Source organism: Shimia sp. SK013 (assembly GCF_001292625.1).
Lineage (GTDB): Bacteria > Pseudomonadota > Alphaproteobacteria > Rhodobacterales > Rhodobacteraceae > Shimia.
Window position 1 is genome coordinate 402686 of record NZ_LAJH01000012.1, and the last position, 20469, is coordinate 423154.

Annotated in this window: 25 protein-coding genes; 17 read left to right on the forward strand and 8 right to left on the reverse strand. The window is 55.8% G+C overall.

Annotation, left to right across the window (positions count from 1 at the left end):
- Positions 1-15 precede the first annotated feature (15 nt).
- On the forward strand, positions 16-756 hold the full coding sequence (locus tag SHIM_RS11645; protein WP_054002806.1) for a sulfite exporter TauE/SafE family protein: 741 nt from the start codon (positions 16-18) through the stop codon (positions 754-756).
- Here SHIM_RS11645 and SHIM_RS11650 read toward each other — a convergent pair.
- Positions 753-1064, reverse strand: coding sequence for a hypothetical protein (locus SHIM_RS11650; protein WP_054002807.1), 312 nt, complete (start codon positions 1062-1064; stop codon positions 753-755). The two genes, SHIM_RS11645 and SHIM_RS11650, sit on opposite strands and share 4 nt — an antisense overlap.
- Positions 1065-1291: 227 nt before the next feature.
- Here SHIM_RS11650 and SHIM_RS11655 point away from each other — a divergent pair, with 227 nt between their 5' ends.
- The 13 genes from SHIM_RS11655 (at position 1292) to SHIM_RS11715 (ending at position 12237) form a co-directional block, all read left to right on the forward strand.
- Positions 1292-2146, forward strand: a complete 855-nt coding sequence (locus SHIM_RS11655; RefSeq protein WP_054002808.1) for an HpcH/HpaI aldolase/citrate lyase family protein — start codon at positions 1292-1294, stop codon at positions 2144-2146.
- A 39-nt stretch (positions 2147-2185) separates the two neighbouring features.
- Entirely contained in the window at positions 2186-2737 is a 552-nt protein-coding gene (locus SHIM_RS11660; protein WP_054002809.1) for an NnrU family protein, read from the forward strand.
- Positions 2738-2741: 4 nt separating this feature from the next.
- Complete coding sequence (locus SHIM_RS11665) at positions 2742-2945, forward strand: DUF1737 domain-containing protein (protein WP_054002810.1); 204 nt, start codon at positions 2742-2744, stop codon at positions 2943-2945.
- Complete coding sequence (locus tag SHIM_RS11670) at positions 2945-3976, forward strand: MaoC family dehydratase (protein ID WP_054002811.1); 1032 nt, start codon at positions 2945-2947, stop codon at positions 3974-3976. The genes SHIM_RS11665 and SHIM_RS11670 overlap by 1 nt, the downstream gene beginning before the upstream one ends.
- A gap of 54 nt (positions 3977-4030) precedes the next feature.
- Positions 4031-4690: a DUF1194 domain-containing protein gene (locus SHIM_RS11675; protein ID WP_054002812.1), complete on the forward strand. Its 660-nt coding sequence runs from the start codon at positions 4031-4033 to the stop codon at positions 4688-4690.
- A gap of 264 nt (positions 4691-4954) precedes the next feature.
- Positions 4955-5338, forward strand: a complete 384-nt coding sequence (sdhC, locus tag SHIM_RS11680) for a succinate dehydrogenase, cytochrome b556 subunit (protein WP_054002960.1) — start codon at positions 4955-4957, stop codon at positions 5336-5338.
- Between the two features lie 11 nt (positions 5339-5349).
- A complete protein-coding gene (gene sdhD / locus SHIM_RS11685) occupies positions 5350-5721 on the forward strand; it encodes a succinate dehydrogenase, hydrophobic membrane anchor protein (RefSeq protein ID WP_054002813.1) in 372 nt (123 codons plus the stop codon).
- A gap of 11 nt (positions 5722-5732) precedes the next feature.
- Entirely contained in the window at positions 5733-7538 is a 1806-nt protein-coding gene (sdhA, locus tag SHIM_RS11690) for a succinate dehydrogenase flavoprotein subunit (protein ID WP_054002814.1), read from the forward strand.
- A gap of 9 nt (positions 7539-7547) precedes the next feature.
- Positions 7548-8378, forward strand: coding sequence for a hypothetical protein (locus SHIM_RS11695; protein WP_054002815.1), 831 nt, complete (start codon positions 7548-7550; stop codon positions 8376-8378).
- Between the two features lie 57 nt (positions 8379-8435).
- A complete protein-coding gene (locus tag SHIM_RS11700) occupies positions 8436-9215 on the forward strand; it encodes a succinate dehydrogenase iron-sulfur subunit (RefSeq protein ID WP_054002816.1) in 780 nt (259 codons plus the stop codon).
- A gap of 143 nt (positions 9216-9358) precedes the next feature.
- The gene (locus SHIM_RS11705; protein WP_054002817.1) at positions 9359-9604 is read left to right on the forward strand and encodes a hypothetical protein; all 246 of its coding nucleotides are present in this window, start codon (positions 9359-9361) and stop codon (positions 9602-9604) included.
- A gap of 114 nt (positions 9605-9718) precedes the next feature.
- Positions 9719-11359 carry an FAD-binding dehydrogenase gene (locus SHIM_RS11710; protein ID WP_054002818.1) on the forward strand — a complete coding sequence of 547 codons (1641 nt, stop codon included), beginning with the start codon at positions 9719-9721 and terminating at the stop codon, positions 11357-11359.
- Positions 11360-11382: 23 nt separating this feature from the next.
- Positions 11383-12237 (forward strand): urea carboxylase-associated family protein, encoded by an 855-nt coding sequence (locus tag SHIM_RS11715; RefSeq protein WP_054002819.1) that lies wholly within the window; start codon positions 11383-11385, stop codon positions 12235-12237.
- A gap of 406 nt (positions 12238-12643) precedes the next feature.
- Here SHIM_RS11715 and SHIM_RS11720 read toward each other — a convergent pair whose 3' ends face one another.
- The gene (locus SHIM_RS11720) at positions 12644-12889 is read right to left on the reverse strand and encodes a hypothetical protein (RefSeq protein WP_152926530.1); all 246 of its coding nucleotides are present in this window, start codon (positions 12887-12889) and stop codon (positions 12644-12646) included.
- A gap of 419 nt (positions 12890-13308) precedes the next feature.
- Between SHIM_RS11720 and SHIM_RS11725 the strand changes: the two genes are divergently transcribed.
- Positions 13309-13854: a hypothetical protein gene (locus SHIM_RS11725; protein WP_152926531.1), complete on the forward strand. Its 546-nt coding sequence runs from the start codon at positions 13309-13311 to the stop codon at positions 13852-13854.
- A 209-nt stretch (positions 13855-14063) separates the two neighbouring features.
- Here the strand turns inward: SHIM_RS11725 and SHIM_RS11730 are convergent, their stop codons facing one another.
- Genes SHIM_RS11730 through SHIM_RS11740 form a run of 3 tightly spaced genes read right to left on the reverse strand, consistent with a single transcriptional unit; the run spans position 14064 to position 16402 of the window.
- Positions 14064-14630, reverse strand: a complete 567-nt coding sequence (locus SHIM_RS11730) for a DUF4386 family protein (protein ID WP_054002822.1) — start codon at positions 14628-14630, stop codon at positions 14064-14066.
- Entirely contained in the window at positions 14623-15660 is a 1038-nt protein-coding gene (locus SHIM_RS11735; RefSeq protein WP_054002823.1) for an NAD(P)-dependent alcohol dehydrogenase, read from the reverse strand. Before SHIM_RS11735 ends, SHIM_RS11730 begins: the two co-directional genes overlap by 8 nt.
- Positions 15661-15673: 13 nt before the next feature.
- Entirely contained in the window at positions 15674-16402 is a 729-nt protein-coding gene (locus tag SHIM_RS11740) for a DUF4386 domain-containing protein (RefSeq protein WP_054002824.1), read from the reverse strand.
- 115 nt (positions 16403-16517) lie between these two features.
- Here SHIM_RS11740 and SHIM_RS11745 point away from each other — a divergent pair, with 115 nt between their 5' ends.
- A complete protein-coding gene (locus SHIM_RS11745) occupies positions 16518-17420 on the forward strand; it encodes a LysR family transcriptional regulator (protein WP_054002961.1) in 903 nt (300 codons plus the stop codon).
- Between the two features lie 2 nt (positions 17421-17422).
- On the opposite strand, the gene SHIM_RS11750 is transcribed toward SHIM_RS11745, so the two are convergent.
- Complete coding sequence (locus tag SHIM_RS11750) at positions 17423-18037, reverse strand: TetR/AcrR family transcriptional regulator (protein ID WP_054002825.1); 615 nt, start codon at positions 18035-18037, stop codon at positions 17423-17425.
- A gap of 128 nt (positions 18038-18165) precedes the next feature.
- On the opposite strand from SHIM_RS11750, the gene SHIM_RS11755 reads away from it, so the two are divergent.
- Positions 18166-18591 (forward strand): DUF4345 family protein, encoded by a 426-nt coding sequence (locus tag SHIM_RS11755; RefSeq protein ID WP_054002962.1) that lies wholly within the window; start codon positions 18166-18168, stop codon positions 18589-18591.
- On the opposite strand, the gene SHIM_RS20005 is transcribed toward SHIM_RS11755, so the two are convergent.
- Together SHIM_RS20005 and SHIM_RS11760 are read right to left on the reverse strand one after the other, a co-directional pair.
- Positions 18527-19141, reverse strand: a complete 615-nt coding sequence (locus SHIM_RS20005) for a hypothetical protein (protein WP_193749912.1) — start codon at positions 19139-19141, stop codon at positions 18527-18529. The genes SHIM_RS11755 and SHIM_RS20005 overlap by 65 nt on opposite strands.
- 339 nt (positions 19142-19480) lie before the next feature.
- Positions 19481-20461: an alpha/beta fold hydrolase gene (locus SHIM_RS11760; RefSeq protein WP_054002826.1), complete on the reverse strand. Its 981-nt coding sequence runs from the start codon at positions 20459-20461 to the stop codon at positions 19481-19483.
- Positions 20462-20469: the final 8 nt, after the last annotated feature.

A 20469-nucleotide genomic window follows, 5' to 3' on the forward strand; every position in this document is an offset into this window, starting at 1 on the left:
GCGCCTGAGTGACGGATGATTGATTCTTTTCAAGTGTTTGCGCTAGCGGCGTTGGCCGTTAGTTTTGCAGGAATTTCCAAAGCCGGATTCGGATCTGGCGCCGCCTTTGCATCGGCGGCGCTTTTGGCGTTGGTGATGCCGCCCAAAGTCGCGCTGGGCATCATGTTGCCTTTGTTGATGCTGATCGATCTGGTCACGCTGCGGCCCTTTTGGGGCAAATGGAGTTGGCCCGACGCAAAGGTGCTTATTGCTGGGGGTATTCCCGGGGTCGTTGCAGGGGGCTGGCTGTTTTCAGTGGCCAATGACGATGTGCTGCGCCTGTTAATTGGCGGTGTGTCCGTCGGGTTTGTGGCCTGGCAGATGTGGACCGGAGTAACCGCGCGGCGGATTGTGCCATTGTGGGGCGGGCTTGTCGCGGGATGCGTCGCCGGATTTACCAGTTTCGTCAGTCACGCGGGCGGGCCGCCTGCTGCGGTCTATTTGCTGTCACGCGGTCTCGGAAAAACCACCTATCAAGCCACCACGGTTCTGGTGTTTTGGGTCATCAACATTGCGAAATTTGTGCCTTACGCCTTTTTGGGCGCGTTCTCGTTGCAGACGCTTTGGGTTGATCTGATGCTGGCGCCTTTTGCTTTGGTGGGCGCGGCCATCGGCGTGAAGGCCCACCACGCGGTGCCGGAGCGGGCCTTCTTTGCTGTAACTTATGTGTTGCTAACGCTCACCGGCGCGAAACTGATTTTTGACGCGCTGACTTAGGCGCCGTCGTCTTGTGATGGCAGCGCTTCGGCGAGGTCTTCGTAAGCCTGACCGCTGGCCACAAGGCAGGTGTCGCCGCTGGGCGAAGTGACCGTAATTGTCCAGCTACCGGAAGTTTCGGAGGCAAAGACCTCGATCACCGCGCCTTGTTGAGCGATGCCAATCGCTTGGCGGGTTTCGCCGTAGCGTTCGGCAAGATGAGCCAGAACGGTGTCGCGCGCCGCGCAGTTTTCTTGGGCCTCGGAATGCGTGGCGGCCATGATCAAAAGACCAAAGGCCATCGCCATTTTGAGTTTGAAGTGTTTCATATGCCTGTCCTTTCAAATGTCCTTGGCGCACGGCCGTTGGCCGACTCTGTGTGCGCAAGCGATGGGAAAATCTTGCGGGCCGAGGTGGAAATATTGGTTAATGCGCCGCGCGGCGGGTCGAGGGAACGGCGCGTCATTTGCGATTTTTCTGCGATGCGGCAATTTTGATCTTGAACTTATCTGAGAAAAATGCCCCATTCTGCGCAACAAAATTACGGAGAGAGTTCATGGATCAGCGCACACGCCCGTTTCGGTCGGTTCTTTATATTCCAGGATCCAAAGATCGGGCGCTGGAGAAGGCGCGCGGATTGCCGGTGGATGCGATCATCTTTGATCTTGAAGACGCCGTGTCGCCTGATGAGAAAGACAACGCCCGTGCCACGTTGGCAGCGGCGCTTGAGCAGGGCGGTTATGGTGATCGTATGCGAGTTGTGCGGATCAACGGTTTGGACACGCAATGGGGTGAGGCGGATGCCAAAGCGGCTGCCGATATGGATTGCGACGCTGTGCTGTTGCCCAAGGTTGAAAGTACAAAACAGTTGGATGCGCTAGCCGCGCTGATTGGCGACAAACCGATCTGGGCGATGATGGAAACGCCGCGTGGCATGCTTAATGCGGCAGAGATAGCGGCCTATCCGCAGCTCACAGGCTTTGTCATGGGAACCAATGACTTGGCCAAAGAATTGCAGACCCGTTTTCGCGCTGATCGCCTGCCAATGATGGCTGGATTGGGGCTGTGCCTGTTGGCAGCCAAGGCCGAAGGCATTGTGATTGTGGACGGTGTATATAACGCGTTCAAAGATGCCGACGGGTTGAAGGTTGAATGTGATCAGGGCCGCGATATGGGTTTTGACGGCAAGACGCTCATTCATCCGGCACAGGTCGACGTGGCCAATGCAGCCTTTGCGCCAAGCGAAGCTGAGATTGACCTCGCCAACCGTCAGATTGCCGCGTTTGAGGACGTTGAAGCAAGCGGACAGGGCGTCGCCGTCGTGGACGGCAAGATTGTTGAGAACCTGCATGTTGTCACGGCCCGTGAAATTTTGGCGAAGGCGGATGCAATTGCCGCGCTAGAAGGGTAACTCTGGTCCCATAACCAACTAATCCAGCGAGGGAGCGAGATGACTTTATTGGTTTTGGGAGTACTTCTGTGGGCCGGTGCCCACTTCTTTAAACGCGCGATGCCCGGTGTACGGGAGCCGATGGGAGACAAAGGCAAAGGCGTTGTTGCGCTGGCGCTTGTGGTGTCGATCGTACTGATGGTGCTTGGGTATCGGGCGGCAGAGGTGACGGACACGCTGTGGTCGACGCCAAGTTTTGCTAAACATATCAACAACCTCGTCGTGCTGATCGCGATCTTTATGATGAGCCCTGCGCCACGCAAAGGTAAGCTGCTTAACAACATGCGCCATCCGATGCTGGTTGGTTTTGCGCTTTGGGCGGTTGCGCATATCTGGGTTAATCCCGACATGCCGTCGGTGGTGCTGTTTGGCGGGCTGCTGGTCTGGGCGATCCTTGAGATGGTCGTGATCAACAAAGCCGAAGGACCGTGGCAACCAACCGAAACCGGCTCAATCGCAAAGGACGGCATGTTCTTGGTCGCTTCGATCATCCTTTTGGTGGTGATCGGTTTCATTCACGGGCTGGTTGGCCCATCCCCATTTGGAGCGTAACGGTATGAAACTATACCGCTTTCTCTCTGAGGAGGACACATCTGCGTTCTGTCACAAGGTGACAGACGCACTTAACAAGGGGTGGGAGCTGTATGGCTCTCCGACCCAAACCTTTTGCCACAAAACCGGCGTGATGCGTTGTGGCCAGTCCGTGGTGAAAGAGGTGGACGGTACCTACGCCCCGGAGACCAAACTGGGAGAACACTAATGGCCAAGACCAATCCGGGCCGGTTTTTTGAAGACTATTCGCTGGGTCAGGTGATCGAGCATGCGGTGCCACGCACCGTCGGTGCAGGTGAACGCGCGCTTTATCATGCGCTCTATCCGGCGCGGCATGCGCTGTATTCCAGCGACGAGTTTGCGCGGGCGTCTGGCCTGCCGCAGTCGCCGTTGGACGATTTGGCGGCGTTTCACGTGGTCTTTGGCAAAACGGTACCGGATGTGTCGCTGAATGCGGTGGCAAATCTTGGCTATGCTGAGGGGCGGTGGCTGAAGCCGGTTTATGCGGGCGACACTCTGCGCAGCTCAAGTGAAGTGATTGGTCTGAAACAGAACTCCAACGGCAAAACCGGCGTGGTTTATGTGCGCACACGCGGCATGAACCAGCGCGACGAGGTTGTGATGGAATATGTGCGCTGGGTCATGGTGCGCAAACGCGATGTGGATGCACCAGCGCCAGAGACCGTTGTGCCAGAGTTGTCCAAAGTGATTGACCCCGCGGATTTGGTAATCCCTGAAGGGTTGGATTTCTCGGGTTACGATTTCACCCAATCCGGCGAGGCACATCGCTGGGGCGACTATAAGGTTGGCGAAACCATCGACCACGTTGACGGTGTGACGCTTGAAGAAGCCGAACATATGTTGGCAACGCGCCTTTGGCAGAACACTGCCAAAGTGCATTTCGATGCCACGTTCCGTCCTGATGGGCAGCGGCTGATTTATGGCGGGCACATCATTTCGCTCGCGCGGGCTTTGTCGTTCAACGGCTTGGCAAACGCGCAGATGATTGTGGGTCTGAACGGCGGCGCGCATGCCAATCCGGCGTTTTCCGGCCTGACGGTCAAAGCGTGGTCTGAGGTGTTGGACAAGGCCGAAACCTCAGCGCCAGGTGTTGGTGCGATCCGGCTGAGGCTTGTGGCGACCAAAGGTGGCGCGCCATTTGCGCTGAAAGGCGATGACGGGAAATACCTGCCGGATGTTTTGTTGGATTTGGACTATTGGGCGCTGATTCCGATGTAGGTCGCACACATCAAAGTGACAGCGCAGGTGAGAAACTGTGCATAGAATGCGGTCATGATTGGCCGCATTTTTGCATTTTGGGCTCTGGGAGCAGCACCTTCTGCTGCCTGTGACATCGCGCTATTGCTGGCTGTGGATGTGTCGGGCAGCGTGGACGCAGGTGAGTATCGCGTGCAGATGGACGGGTTGGCCGCGGGATTGCGGGACGGCATCGTGGTTGAAGCCTTGATCAAGGCCGAGGCGGCCGTGGCGTTGATGCAGTGGACCGGAACGCGGCGACAGCAGGTGTCTGTGGGGTGGACACGGGTGCGCACAGCGGATGAAGCGGAAGCTTTGGCGCAAGCCGTTGAGGCTATGCCGAGGGCCTGGTCCAAGTATTCCACGGCGATTGGCGACGCATTGTGGCGTGGCGCGGACTTGATGGATCAGGCGCCGACGTGTCGGCGCAAGGTCATCGATGTATCAGGCGACGGTGTGTCCAACGAAGGGATTGAGCCAGCACAAGGGCGCGCGCGTTTGGCCGGGATGGCTGTGACGGTGAACGCTTTGGTGATCGAGACTGATGACACCGACCTGACCGGTTACTTCTGGGAAAATGTGATCACAGGCTCGGGGGCATTCGTGGTGACGGCAAACGGGTTTGACGATTACCCTGCGCGTATCCGGCAAAAGCTGATCCGCGAAGTGGCGGAGCAGTTTGCGGGAAAACCCTGATAAAAGTGCTGAAGTGTGAGCGCAAACAGTTTCCGACTGCGTGGATTCGCGATATTCTAAGTTGGAATTAGGCGGATTTCCCTCGGGTTAATCCGACAGAAACAATTGGAATTGATTTTTGTGATCACGAATTATTCCGTGTGATCACAAAGGTCAAATAAAGCGCAAACTGTGCCAAAAAAGCGCGGGTTTTTGCGGGCGAAAAAGGTGACAGCCCGCGAAAAAACGTTAGTAAAGTGGCAAGGGAACCTGAAAGGATTCAACATGGCTGACGCGAAAAGGGTCGAGCGCCCGCTTTCACCTCACCTGACGATCTATCGCCCGCAGCTGACGTCGATGGCGTCGATCCTGACAAGGATCACGGGCAATGCACTGATCGTCACCACTTTCATCATCGTCTGGTGGCTTTTGGCTGCTGCGGCAGGACCGGAGCATTTTGCCGTCGCTGACGGGTTTGCCACAAGCCTGCTGGGCGACGTGATCTTTGCCTTGTCGGCGCTGGGGCTGTGGTATCACTACCTCGCCGGTCTGCGTCACCTGATTTTTGATGCGGGTCGCGGGCTTGATATCCCGACCGCAGAAAAGCTCGGCTGGGCCTGTATCATCGGATCGGTTGTTCTGACCGTTCTGACAATCATTATCGTCTGAGGAGGCTGATCATGCGTTTTCTGACCGACCGCAAGCGTGCCGAAGGGCGTGGCGCCGCACACGCCGGCACCGAGCATCACTGGTATATGCAAGTCAGCGCCGTGGGCCTCGCGTTCATCGTGCCGGCGTTTATCTTTATGTTTGGCTCGCTGTTGGGCGCGCCGTATGAGCACGTCATCGCCGTTCTGAGCCGCCCATTCCCTGCGATCCTGTCGGGTCTGGTTCTGGTCTTTGGCCTCGCGCACTTTCGCAAGGGCGCGCAGATGATGATTGAAGATTACACCCGCAAGTCCACCCGCAAGGCGCTGGTGATGCTGGTGATCATCTTGACATACGGCCTGACCGCCGCCGGCTTGTTTGCGCTGGCGAAAATCGCGCTTTGAGGATTTGAGACATGGCTGAGTACGAATACGAAACACATGACTATGACGTTGTCGTGGTGGGGGCTGGCGGTGCCGGTTTGCGCGCCACGCTCGGCATGGCCGAACAGGGCCTGCGCACCGCTTGCGTGACCAAGGTTTTCCCAACCCGTTCCCACACGGTTGCCGCGCAGGGGGGTATCGCCGCCTCGCTTGGCAACATGGGACCGGACAGCTGGCAGTGGCATATGTATGACACCGTCAAAGGCTCTGACTGGCTGGGCGACACGGATGCGATGGAATACCTCGCCCGTGAAGCGCCCAAGGCGGTTTACGAGCTTGAGCACTACGGCGTGCCGTTCTCGCGGACTGAAGAAGGCAAGATTTACCAGCGTCCGTTTGGTGGTCACACCACCGAATTTGGCGAAGGCCCTGCGGTGCAGCGCACCTGTGCAGCAGCGGACCGGACGGGTCACGCGATCCTGCACACGCTTTATGGCCAGTCGGTCAAAAACAACGCTGAGTTCTATATCGAGTATTTCGCGATCGACCTGATCATGTCCGAGGATGGACAGTGTCAGGGTGTGGTCTGCTGGAAACTGGACGACGGCACCATGCACGTATTCAACGCCAAAATGGTGGTGTTGGCGACGGGTGGCTATGGCCGTGCGTATTTCTCGGCCACTTCGGCGCACACCTGTACGGGTGATGGCGGCGGTATGGTGGCCCGTGCGGGCTTGCCGATGCAGGATATGGAATTCGTGCAATTCCACCCGACCGGCATTTACGGTTCCGGCTGTTTGATCACCGAGGGCGCCCGCGGCGAGGGTGGCTATCTGACTAACTCCGAAGGCGAGCGGTTCATGGAGCGTTATGCGCCCCAGTATAAAGACCTCGCGCCACGCGATTACGTATCGCGGTCGATGACAATGGAGATCCGCGAAGGCCGCGGTGTGGGCGACAATGGCGACCATATTTTCCTGAACCTCAACCACTTGCCCGCCGAAGCTCTGGCAGAGCGTTTGCCGGGTATCTCGGAAAGCGCGAAAGTGTTTGCAGGTGTGGATGTGACCAAAGAGCCGATCCCGGTTTTGCCAACTGTGCACTATAACATGGGCGGCATTCCAACCAACTATTGGGGCGAGGTGCTGAACCCGACCGCTGATGATCCGACGGCGGTTGTGCCGGGTCTGATGGCGGTGGGCGAAGCAGGCTGTGCGTCGGTGCATGGTGCGAACCGCCTGGGGTCGAACTCGTTGATTGACCTTGTGGTGTTTGGCCGCGCGTCGGCCATTCGTGCTGGCAAGGTTGTGGATGCGGATGCGCCCAACCCTGTGCTGAACCAAGCTTCGGTTGATAAAGCGTTTGATCGCCTTGACGGGTTGCGCAACGCCAAGGGTGGCGCGCCAACTGCGGAACTGCGTCTTGAGATGCAGCATACCATGCAGGCGGATGCGGCTGTGTTCCGGACCGACAAAACTCTCAAAGAGGGCGTTGAGAAAATGACCGCGATTGCGGCCAAGATCGACGACCTGCACGTTACGGATACGTCGCTTGTCTGGAACAGCGACCTGATGGAAACATTGGAGCTGACCAACTTGATGCCAAACGCTTTGGCCACCATCCACGGTGCCGAAGCCCGCAAAGAAAGCCGCGGCGCGCATGCGCATGAGGATTATTCCACGCGGGACGACGAAAACTGGCGGGTGCACACCATCAGCCGGATCGATGGCAACGCGGTTGACCTGAGCTATCGTCCGGTGATCGAAGATCCGCTGACGACAGAAACCGAAGGTGGCATCAGCCTCAAGAAAATCGCGCCCAAAGCGCGGACGTTCTAAGGCAGCGGCTTGGGCGCAGCGCGCATCATATCGACCACCCGACGGGTCATCGTGCATATCGGTGCCCAGAAAACCGGGTCGACGTCTTTGCACCGGTTTCTGACACGCAATCGGGACGCGCTTGCGGCGCGTCTTGATGTTCGCGTACCAGAGAAGGGCACGTTGACGCGTGACTTGGGCCGGACCTGCGCATTGTATAGCTTGAAGCCTGCAGCGCATGAGGCGTCTTTGGTGGATCTGCTGACGCAATTGCGGGCCGAGCTTGAGAGCGAAGACCGTGTCTGCATCATCAGCCATGAGAACATCGTGGGTGCAATGATGGGGCGGCGCGGGGTGCGCGATCTTTACCCGCGTGCGGGTGAAATCGTGTCGTTGATCGAGACCCATCTGGCGCCCTTTAAGCCCGACTATGTGCTTTATACCCGCGAGCGGACCAGTTGGCTGCGCAGCGTTTACAATCAGGCGGTTAAGTCCGATGGCTATGCCGGAACACAGGCCGCGTTTGAGGCGGAAACCGCCAAGGCACGCGACTGGGCTGCGGTTGCAGCCGAGGTGGCGCAAGTGGTTGGTGACGACCGCCTGCGTGTGTTTGCGCTTGAGGATGAGACCACTGCGGACCGTCCTGGTCGCCAGCTTTTGAGTTTGGCGGGACTGACGGATCAAGACATCGACGCGCTGACGCCCCTTGAGGGGCGCAGCAACCAGAGTCTCAACAAGGGCTCTTTGGAATTCATGCGCCAGCTCAATGGTTTGGGCCTTGCCCAACCGGCCCGCAAAAAAGTGGCCGCGCTGGTGAAAGACAATCAATCGCTTTTTGACACGGATCGTCAAAAGGCCTGAGACAGGACGAAGGATGGTGTGAGTGTCACATTCATCCACGGATAGGAAGGAAAGACTATGGTCGAATTTGCCCTCCCCAAGAACAGCCGGATTACCACCGGCAAGACCTGGCCCAAGCCGGAAGGGGCCACCAATGTGCGCAAGTTCCAGATTTATCGCTGGAACCCGGACGATGGAAAAAACCCCAGCCTGGACACGTATTTCCTGGATATGGACAAATGCGGTCCAATGATTTTGGACGCGCTGATCAAGATCAAGAACGAAATCGACCCGACGCTGACTTTCCGCCGGTCCTGTCGCGAAGGTATCTGCGGCTCTTGCGCGATGAACGTCGATGGTATCAACACGCTGGCCTGCATCTATGGTTTGGATGAAGTCAAAGGCGACGTGAAGATTTACCCGCTGCCGCACATGTCTGTGGTCAAAGATTTGATCCCCGATCTGACGCATTTCTATGCGCAGCACGCGTCGATCATGCCTTGGCTTGAAACCAAGACGAACCGGCCGGCCAAAGAATGGCGCCAGTCGATTGAAGATCGTAAAAAGTTGGACGGTCTGTATGAGTGCGTTATGTGCGCGAGCTGCTCGACATCTTGCCCAAGCTACTGGTGGAACGGCGACAAATACCTCGGCCCAGCCGCGTTGCTGCATGCTTATCGCTGGATCATCGACAGCCGTGATGAGGCCACTGGTGAGCGTCTTGATGATCTGGAAGATCCGTTCAAACTGTATCGCTGCCACACCATCATGAACTGCGCCAAGACCTGTCCCAAAGGTTTGAACCCGGCCCAGGCGATTGCCGACATCAAGAAGATGCTGATCGAACGCCACGTTTGATCACGGCGCAATGAAATTCTTGAAAGGCGGTCCTTTGGGCCGCCTTTTTCTTTCGCCACCCGAGGCCATAATAGGCGGTCTTCCCCAGTATCTTTGCGGTTTTCCGCCAATGGGGTTCCTAAAGACGTCAATGCGCTATTTGCATGGCACCTTTGCTTTTTCGGCTCTTTTCTGCGGTGCAGCATGCACCTATATCGCCGCTAGATGAAAACATCACAATTCATTTTGGAGCAAAATTCATGTCGCCTTCTGACAATGCAAAAACCGAAGATTTCGCTGCCCGCGCACTTGAACTACTGGAGCAAGCTTATTCATATTACAACTTGCCGCTGCGCACGGTGAACGCCAACGCCAGTGAAACCTATTACGAGTATGTAAAAGCCGCCTAAGGGCTGCGTGCGCCGCGTGTTGCGCGCATTGTGACGCTAGGTGTCTGACGCAAGGTAGCGCTTGGAGCCGCTGAGTGCTTTGACTAGCCTCTCCTGAAACGGGGAGGCTTTGTCATGTTTGATGTAATTGTTGTGGGCGGTGGACTGGCCGGATTGGTTGCGGCCAATGAGGCGGCGGACCGGGGTCGCAAGGTTTTGATTGTCGATCAGGAAGGCGAGCAAAGCCTTGGTGGGCAGGCATTCTGGTCGTTGGGCGGTCTGTTTATGATCGACACACCAGAACAGCGCCGCATGGGCATCAAAGACAGCCACGCGCTTGCGTCAGGGGACTGGATGGGCTCGGCGCAGTTTGACCGGCCCGAAGATGCCAACCCACGCAAAGTTGCGGATGCGTATCTTGATTTTGCGGCCGGTGAAATGCGCCCGTGGTTGCACTCGATCGGCATGCGCTGGTTTCCGATTGTCGGCTGGGCCGAGCGCGGTGGCGAGATGGCGCATGGGCACGGCAATTCCGTGCCGCGGTTCCACATCACGTGGGGCACTGGGCCGGGTGTGGTTGCGCCCTTTGAGCGGTTGGTGCGCGCGCACGCGGCGGCGGGTCGGATCACCATGGAATTCCGGCGCAAAGTCAACGGCTTGATCGTAGAGGGTGGCGTTGTCAAAGGTGTGCAAGGTGATGTGTTGTCGGACGACGGTGCGGATCGCGGAAAATCCACGAGTCGCGACGTTGTCGGCACGTTTGAACACCGCGCAGAGGCGGTTGTCATCACCTCAGGCGGCATTGGCGGCGATCACGACATGGTGCGCCAATACTGGCCCGAAGATCGACTGGGCAAAGCGCCAAAACGTATGGTGGCAGGGGTGCCGGATTATGTAGATGGTCAGATGCAGAGGGCCGCGGAAAACGCAGGTGCGGGTATCATCAACGGTGACCGAATGTGGCACTATACCGAAGGTCTGGCGAACTGGGATCCGATCTGGCCCAACCACGGCATTCGTATTCTGCCGGGGCCGAGTTCGATGTGGTTTGACGCGCTTGGTGAGCGTATGGAAGCGCCTTATTTCCCTGGTTTTGATAGCCTTGGCACGCTCAAGCGGATCTTGCAGACTGGGCATGAGCACAGCTGGTTTGTCTTGACGCAGAAGATCATCGAGAAGGAATTTGCTTTGTCGGGCTCGGAGCAGAATCCGGATCTGACGTCGGGCAAATGGTCCGAAGTTTTGCGCCGCCGCATGATGAACAAAGGCGCGCCCGCGCCGGTGGAGGCGTTCAAGGAACATGGCGAAGATTTTGTGGTGGCGGACAGCTTGGAAGACCTGGTCGTGGGCATGAACAAAATCACGCCGCAAGTGCCTGTGGATATTACGAAAATCCGTACCCAGATTGAAATGCGTGACGCGCAGATTGAAAACGAGTTCAGCAAAGACGGGCAAGTCACCGCCATTCGCGGCGCGCGCAATTATCGCGGGGATCGGCTGATCCGTACTGCCAAGCCGCACCGGATTCTGGGTGGCGAAAACGGCCCTCTAATTGCAGTGCGTCTGAATGTGCTGACGCGAAAGTCGCTCGGCGGTTTGCACACCGACATAACGGGTCAGGTTCTGCGCCCCGATGGCAGCGCGTTTGAAGGACTTTTTGCGGCTGGAGAGGTCGCAGGCTTTGGCGGCGGCGGCTATCACGGTTATAACGCTTTGGAAGGGACGTTCCTTGGCGGCTGCATTTTCTCGGGTCGCGCAGTGGGACGGTCTGTTTAAGCACATAATCAAGGGGATAGCCGATGACACAGATGCCAGATGACGCCGAAGAACGGCGGGCTATCAAGCCGGTAATCTGCTATCCCAATGACACGCTGCCTGGGGTGCCGATGGCGCTGTATCAGGCCGCGCGCGAAGGCGCGAGCAAAGTGTCGGAAACTTTGGTTCCTGCCCGCGATGCGCGTTGTTTTGAAGTGCCCGCTGGGCATTTTGTGCGGATCACCTCGGTTGAGGGGCCGCAGGTTGGGGATCTGAACTTTTGGAACCTGAATGACCTGTCAGAGCGGTTTTATTCCGGCAAGACGCGGGCGCTGCACGGCACGCATGTAACGACCGGTGAGCGGCTATGGTCGAGCTTTCCAGCATTGCGCCCCATGGCGACAATCGTTGCAGATACGCTGGGGTGGTACGGCATCGATGAATACGGCGGATCGGTACATGATGTGATCGGAACGCGGTGCGATCCCTACACGTCTAACCTGTTGAATGAAAATCAATATCACCATTGCTGCCACTCCAATCTGACGCGGGCTTTGGCGGATCACACAGGGCTGCCTTTGCACGAGGCAGAGGGGTATGTGCATGACGTTTTGAACGTATTTATGTGCACCGGGTTCACCCGCGACACCGGACAATATTTCATGAAATCCAGCCCGGTACGGCCCGGTGATTATCTTGAGTTCTTTGCCGAGATAGACCTGTTGGGCGGGCTGAGCGCTTGTCCGGGAGGCGACTGTAGTGCTGAGCACAGCTCTGATGTGGCAGCCTGTCACCCGCTTTTGGTGGAGGTTTTTGCACCGCCTGCGCGTGCCCTGGAAGAGTGGAGTTCTCCGCTGGTGAACGGCTATGACCGAAGCCACGGAACGCCGGAAGGTTAAGGGGCAAACCGTCCAAGAATTTGCCCTTCGGCTTCGCGTCTGCAACACGTCTGTATTGCGTCGGTGCGAGTGCGGTAAAAAAACAAGGGTGTGTCCGAAAATAGAGTTGTGCACCGGGGGTAGATCATTCGCCGCAGTTTGGATTTAGGTCCGCTTTGCGGACTTTCCTGACATTCACGTTTGGCCATGTTGCTGACGCAGCATTCGTTTGCAGTTGCGGCGGCAATACTTTTGGCGACGCAGCGAATTCACCAGAGCGGCCATTAAGAATGGTTGAAATTTGGCATTCCCAAACCACACTTTCGCTGCACCGAACGTGAACTGTTACGATGCGGACTAGACGCCATTTTGCTACGGCAGCTACCATTGTCAGCTTTGCTAGCAATAGGTCCCCCCCATCGAACCCTCAGTCAACCGCCGTGTTTCGCTCGGCACCGCGAAGCCGACTGAGTGTGACCGGTGTGACACCGAGAAAAGATGCAATCAAATGATGGCCGAAGAGCCCTTCGTGACGCGGGAAATCTTCGCGAAACCACGCAAGGCGGTCTGCCCCGCCAAGCGCAGCAAGGCACCACTCCCGGTCAGCCTTACGGGCCAGTTCTTGTTGCAAAATGCCGTGTGCCCATTCGCGAATTGGCTCCGATACCAACATGAGCTCAGTCAAAGCGCGGCTGTCCATGTGCGCAACTAACGCGTCCGCAACTACATCTATTGATACGAGCGAGGTCCCGTTTCTAGTTCTCGCGACATTTGGTGCGACCACGCACGGACCTGCGTTAAAGCTAACGCAAACGCCGCGGCCTTCTGGATCGCTAATTTGGCTCGTGGCGCGCCCATCAAGAATGATGTGCTCCATTGGATCTGGTTCGCCTTGCGTCGCAATGCGACGCCCCTTTTCTACAAATTCAACATTCCATGCTGCCGCGAACTCATGCGCTGTGTCTCCATTTAATGCGTTCGGGGGACATGTCAGAAAGGTAAAGAGGTCCAAATCGCGAATTCCTTATCAAACGATAATGCCAGCTTTGCTCGCGCTCAGTACGACGGTGCCAACGGTAAGGAGAACAACCAATGAATATGACGATACCAACTAAGCAGTACGGGCGGCAAGCGGCACTCTTCGGTCTCGCTGCCGCCGGAATCTATCTGCTGATGATCTTTGGCACTCTGGCGCACATCGAGACCGTATCCGGCCTTCGCCCTTTCGACATGCGCCCCGGCGGATATTCGGCTGAATCGGCAAATTCGCTGATCGATGCCTTGGAATCCAGTGGAAGGTGGTACTATCTCACGCGACAAATTCCACTTGATCTAGTTTATCCCTCTCTGATGGCGCTGACCTTAATATCATTGTTCAAATGGCTTGGTTCACGAGACGTAAGTCAAAAGCTTGTTCGAATTGGAACTTGGTTTTCTAGTGCGGCAGCTATCGCTGACTATCTAGAGAACGCCGGCATCTGCTTCATGATCCTGAGTTGGCCAGAAGTATCAGCCAACACTGTCTTGGCGGCAAGTGTCGCTTCCATTGTGAAATCGGGCTTAACGACGACTGCTGTCTTGATCGTCTTGCTTGGTGTCAGCTCTTGGGCGTTCAAAAGGAAACGTGCCTACGCCTGATCGATGCCTGTTGAAGCCCCAAGTAATGGGTTCATATCGTCAGACGTTTCTTATCAATCCGTCGCACATCGGCTCAAACCGAGGGTCAGAGCCATATCCGCCGCTTATGGCAGTTATGGCGAAGGTCTCAGTAGGGACCAAGAAGGCGCGGCCGCCACGATCCCGCCTTTCACAAAAAACACGAAAGGCGGGCTTTCGGACGGATTGGCCTAAAGTGCATAGCGTTGCGCCCACTTCCCTGGACCACGCAGTACGAGAATGAGGCCAAACATTACCTCGAATGCTGCACCGGGCAGCAGCAGTGTCATTGAGGTCGTCTCTGCACCGGATGCTGCGGCAATCATCGCCGCAATAAGACATACGTATCCCGTGAAACCCAACGCCCCAAGCATCGTCGGAACAAACTTCGACTTGATCAGCCAGAGGCACATCGGCAAGCTGCCAAGGCCGAGTCCGATCATCCCGAGTTGATAGAGGGCCTCACCTGAGACTGTCAGCCCCATAACGTTGCTCTGGACGATCGTGACGCTCATGCCCAACAGCACACCTTCTGCTAAGCGCGCTACGAGATATATCTGGCCACTTCGTGGTGCGGTTCTTGCGATTACGGGGCGCATGAGAAGCCCTATCGTCATCACGCCGACCGAATTGCTGAAGCACATGAGAAGGCCAAGGCCATGCTGTTGCGTGCCCAAGAGGGCCTGTCCAACGCCAAAGAGTGGGAAGGCCGCCAAAATACACAGACCAATGATCCGGAACCTGAGAATATCAGACATTTGCCGTCCCCACCAATTGAAGGTCGCGGTCAGCATGCACACCTGTGCTGCCAGTTGGAGTGACCGTCACGACGACGTTGCCCTTCTTGTGCCCCGTATCGACATGGGCATGTGCGGCAACCATTTGTGAAAAGTCAAAGTTCCGATCAATCACTGGATGGAAATCGCCAGCCGCTGAGAGATCGACGACCTTGCTCAGGATACTGACGGCCTCCGACGCTACACCGCCAATCATCCGCTTGCCGCGCAATCGTGCCTTCAACCTACCCAAGATCATATCGGATGTACTTCCCGCGATCATCAGCATGCAGCCCTTTGGTACCAATGCATGCCGCGTCCGGAACCACGGTGCGGTGCCAACGGTATCCACGACCATGTCGTACAGCGGACCCTCTTTCGCGAAATCTTCTGCATTGTAATCAATGACATGGTCAGCCCCAATCTCACGGACCAAATCGGCGTTCGCGGCACTGCAAACGCCCGTCACTTCAGCACCGAAGTGTTTGGCGATTTGCACGCAGGCCGATCCGACCGACCCCGACGCACCATTGATCAGAACCCGTTCGCCTGCACGCAACTTCCCTTTGTTGATGAGGAAGTCATATGCGGTCGTAGCCCCAAATGGGATGGCAGCGGCTTCCTCAAAGTTCAGGTTTTCTGGTTTGCGGGCGATCTTCCCGTCAGCTGGCATCGTGATGTACTCGGCATGTGCGCCAAATCCTGCGCCAGGGAATCCAATGACCGCGTCACCGGGTTGGAATGTCGTCACATCTGCGCCGACAGCCTCGATGATTCCCGACAACTCAGTGCCAAGAACTGGCTTTCGAGGGCGCGTTACCCCGAAGACAAGTCGTCCAACCAGTCCTAACCCAGCGGGCATCGTCAAGCTGCGCGCGCGCCAATCCCCTGCACTGACGGTGGTGGCAACAATTCGGATCAGCACTTCGTTTGCTTTGGGTGTTGGGGTGGGCAGTTCAACGTAGTTCAAGACGTCGGGGCTGCCGTATTCAGTATAAGTATAGGCATACATATCAAATGTTCCTTCAAGCTATTTGGGGAGATGATTTGGATTGGTTTGCAGTGCCGCGCAGGCCACGGATAAACAGCCAAAACCCGAAGCCGAGTTCCGAGATCGTCACAATCGTGAGCAATCCAATAATGGTGATGTCCAGTGCGGCCACCTCGGTGAACGTCAGCTCAACAAGGCCTTGGATCAGATAGCCAAACGCCCCGACAAACAGACCCCAACCAAGTAGATGCGGGACCAAGTTGGATCGCAGGATAACCCATCCAAGGGCCAACAAATGTGCGCCAAAGAAGAGCTGCCAGACGTAAATACCAAGGGCATGCGCTTCGAAAAAGATTTGCGCAAAGGCCTGACTGTCTGCTGGGTCAAGCCCCATTGGTTGGGTCAACAACACGTAGGGCATAACCCACAGCAACAGATTGATCCCCATGACGACGATCATACCCAAGCGAGATACCATCGCGATCAAGGCGAGCCGCGGACTGATAGTACGAAACATCTGATACAGAATGACCGTGATCGCGATCTCAAGTAGGATTACGGCGCTATCGGCGAGGACGCCCAATCGAAACAGACCGAGCTGTCCCATAAGGTTGGCAGAAGTGGTTGCGGCATCGCCCGCCACGACGATTTGCGACGGCACATAGCCGATGCTGAAACCACCGCAGACGGCAATGGTGAGGTAAAGCGCCCCGGCAATGCGGGCGTCTTTCAGGTTCAATGTGTTTTGAGTGTCCTTCGGCATTACATTTCCTTTCATGGGTCAAGGCAGACCGGATGAGATGTGTTGGTGTATTGGATTGGCTTTGGTGTAGTGCTTCAGGACAATTATGCGAATTGACCAAATCCTGTGGTTTGATATGCATATCTGCATGGATTGGCGGTCAGTTAAATTTGATTGGAACAAAGCGCGGGCTTTCTTGGTCACGGCCGAGGAAGGATCGTTGTCAGCTGCCGCACGCGCATTGGGCATGGCGCAGCCAACACTTGGCCGTCAGGTTGACGGCTTAGAACAAGAGTTAGGCATCGTATTGTTTGAGCGTGTCGGTCGTGGCCTCACACTCACGCCAAGCGGTTTGGAACTGCTTGAGCATGTTCGCGATATGGGGGAAGCGGCGGGCCGTGTCTCGATGACAGCCCTTGGCCAGTCGCAAGCGTTAGAAGGAACGATCTGCATCTCGGCCAGCGAGACCTACGCGGCTGTTTTGCTCCCTCCCATTATCGCCAAGCTACGCATCATTGAACCCGGCATTCAGGTTGAGATTGTCGTCGCTAACCATGTCAGCGACCTACGCCGCCGCGAGGCGGATATCGCGATCCGTAATTTCCGGCCCACCGAACCCGATCTGATCGCCAAGAAGATCGGCGACGCGGATGCGATTTTATATGCAACTCCGGACTACATCGAAAAAATTGGCAACCCCACCAAACCCTACGACCTGCGCCACGCTGACTTCGTGAATATGGATCATGGCGGCATGATGATCAAAGGGCTCAACACGCTTGGGCTTGGTCTGACAGAGGCGAACTTTCCGCTTTTGACTGAAAGCTATTTGGTCATGTGGGAACTTGTGCGCCAAGGGGCAGCCATCGGCATTCTGGATGCGCATATAGGAGACGCCGACCCAGTTGTGCGCCGCGTCCTCCCTGATCTCGAACCACTTGTCTTCCCGATCTGGCTCGTCTCGCACCGGGAGCTCACAACCAGCCGCCGCATACGCAGGGTCTATGATTTTCTGGCAGAAGAACTGAGGCGGGGTTAACTTCAGGGCGCTGTATAGACAGGGGAGATAGTGCTTCTTAGCAATCTGTCGGTCATCATCTTAACGTCGGTCCAAGGGTAGTCACGGATTGTATTGAGACAAAGTGCGATGCCTATCATTCCAGATATCAGTGTGTCGGTGCTTGCTTTGACGTTGCTCTCATTTTGAAGAATGTCCTGCACCAGATCCGAAAACATCTGAAAGTGTGCCAACGTTTCTTCGTCCATGACAAATGTGCTGACGTCCGACCGCGTTACGTCGTTCGACATAAAGACGAGCCTAAAATGGTCGGGATGATCGACCCAATAAGATACAAAGGTCTGCGCAGCCATTTGTAGACGTTCAGCCGGTGCATCGATCCGTTCTAATTTTCCTTGAATTTCGCTGGACATGTCGGCAAGAACATCCGCCCACAGATATCGTAGAATATCGTGTTTGCCCTCAAAATGCGCATAGATCGTCATCGGGGCACATCCGACCTCCTTGGCAAGACGGCGCATCGAAACCGCATCAAAACCTTCTGCGCGATAGATCGCGAGTGCTTGCTTTGCGATCTTTGATCTGTACTCCGCAATGTCACTCTCGCTGCGGGGCGGCCTGCCTGCGGTCTTAGCCATGGGTTGGGTTCTCCAATAGTATTTTAGCACGCGTCACAAATAATGCTTGCGTTGTCAAGGTTACATTAATATAGAACGCGTGCTAAATAAAATGGATACCCAGCAGAACTCCCTCAAGGAACATGGAAATGAAAAAGATCAATTTACTGAATCTGGTTGTCACCATTGTCGGCGTAGCCATCATCTTTCTAGGACTGAACGTTGGTCTAGGTGGGATCAAAACACTCGGCTGGCAATCGACACGCGACTTCGTGGCGATCATGGATGCTGCAATATTCCACGCTCAGGATAGCCACATAAGGTTCATTGGTGGTATCTGGTTTGGTGTCGGTGCCGCCTTCGTAATCGGCGGTCTTGCGATGCGTACGTTCCGCCCAACATTGATCATTCTGTCGGCGATGATCGCGATCGCGGGCCTATTCCGGCTGAGTGACATCGACAGCGGTGTGATATTCAGCGCGGCAATTGCCCCGTCAATTGCACTGGAACTCACTGGCTTTCCGCTTCTTGCGTGGTGGCTCGTCGTGTCGGGAAGACGAGAGGATCAGAGCTGACAGTTAGGCAAACACTTTTTGACACTCTCGTTGCCCCGCTCGAATCCCGAATGGACGGTGAACACGGGGCGGCGCAATTGGCCATGTCGCCGCCAAGCAAGCGTACAAAAATCATGACATGTGTGATTAGTAACAACGGCACAAGGAATGTCGGGATGTACCAAACAGCGGCAAAGTAAGGGACGGCTTCTGCTTGCCGCAACGCGTTGAGCAAATCGGCAAGACCTGCCAGGCTAAAAACCCAAACCAACGCCATGGCCACGGGCCAATTCCTCCGCAAAGCAATCAAGGCAAGTATCGCAAGAATCCCGCTGGCAAAATCACCATAGGCTGCGGCAGTGGCAAAGGTGCTTGGTATGCCCTCGTTGACGCCTGCTGGTGTCAAGAAAGTTAGTCCGATATGGCGGAATGCGTGTGGAAGGATCAGCAACCCTAAAGCAACTTGCTTAGATTTATGAGCAAGCCAGGGTGCGGCATACCATTTTGCAATCAAAGCGAAGACAATTACGCTCAAGACAAACTGAACGCCAAATATTTCAAGGGTTTCCATCGGTATTCTCCAGATAAATTACGTGAGCGAAGGCGTTCCTGCCACGGGGAGCCGTCTTTTCTATGAGTGTGAAACGTCGTGACAAATGGCCTCAAGCTTGGCCACTCTCTCCTCCAAAACGGCTGTTCTCTTTTGAAGAGCCGCAACCGCACGCTCAGTGGGATCAATATCCATCGTGTCCTCATAGGTGGCGATAGCTTGGTAAAACCGTTTCCAAAATGGGACTCGTGCACGTGTCGGATGAGAGGTCATGGACATGGTATTTCCTTTGGTTTTGTCAGCCAGGCTGGATACCGCACCTCTTTGAAAGATGCGGTATCTGCCGGTTCTGCTGGCGCGTTATTGGTTGGTGTTTCGATCTAGGAATTCGATCATCCCAGCCGCGATATAGATGCCGAATTCTTCAAGCGCGAAGTGGCCGGTGTCGAGCAAATGGAACTCAATGTTATTCAGGTCGCGCTTGTACGGATGTGCGCCATCGGCAGGGAATATATGGTCGTTCTTACCCCACATCAGCAATGTCGGCGGTTGATATTCACGAAACAGCGCCTGCCATTTTGGGTATTCAGCTACGTTGGTACCGTAGTCGAGGAACATGGCCAGTTGAACCTCTTGATTGCCCGGACGATCCAGCAGGTACTGAACGTGCCAGAAATTGTCAGGGCTGATCGCATCAGGGTTTTGCGTGCCATGGGTGAATTGCCATTTCGTCGCTTCCATTCCCAAGAATCCGCGCAGTGCATCGCCATTTTTGGCTGAGGGTTCAGCCCAATAGGCTTTGATGGGGTCCCAGAATTCGCGCAGACCTTCCTCATAGGCATTGCCGTTCTGGATGATGAAGCCCGACACCCGCTCCGGGTGTTGTGCAAACATTCGAAAGCCGACAGGCGCGCCGTAGTCCATCAAATAGACCGCGTAGTTGTTGACATTCTTGCGATCCAAAAGCGTGGTCATCATCTCCGCGACCTTGGCGAAGGAGTAATCAAACTCCTCTGCCAATGGCATGTCTGACGCCCCGAAACCGGGATAGTCTGGCGCAATGACATGGTAGTTGGCAGCAAGCTCGGGGATGAGATTGCGGAACATGTGTGACGACGTTGGAAAGCCATGCAAAAGCAAGATCGTTGGTTTGGCCGGATCACCAGCCTCACGATATGCGATCCTGATGCCATCTATGATTTCCGAGTGAAACGACGTTTGTGTCACATCGATCACAGCGTTGGTTTCAACCGCGAAGGCGGGTGACGCGGCGAAATTGGGGGATGCAAGGGTCAAAGCCAGAAGGCTCGCGCAGAGTGCCGACTTAATCGGATTGGTCATTTTGGTTT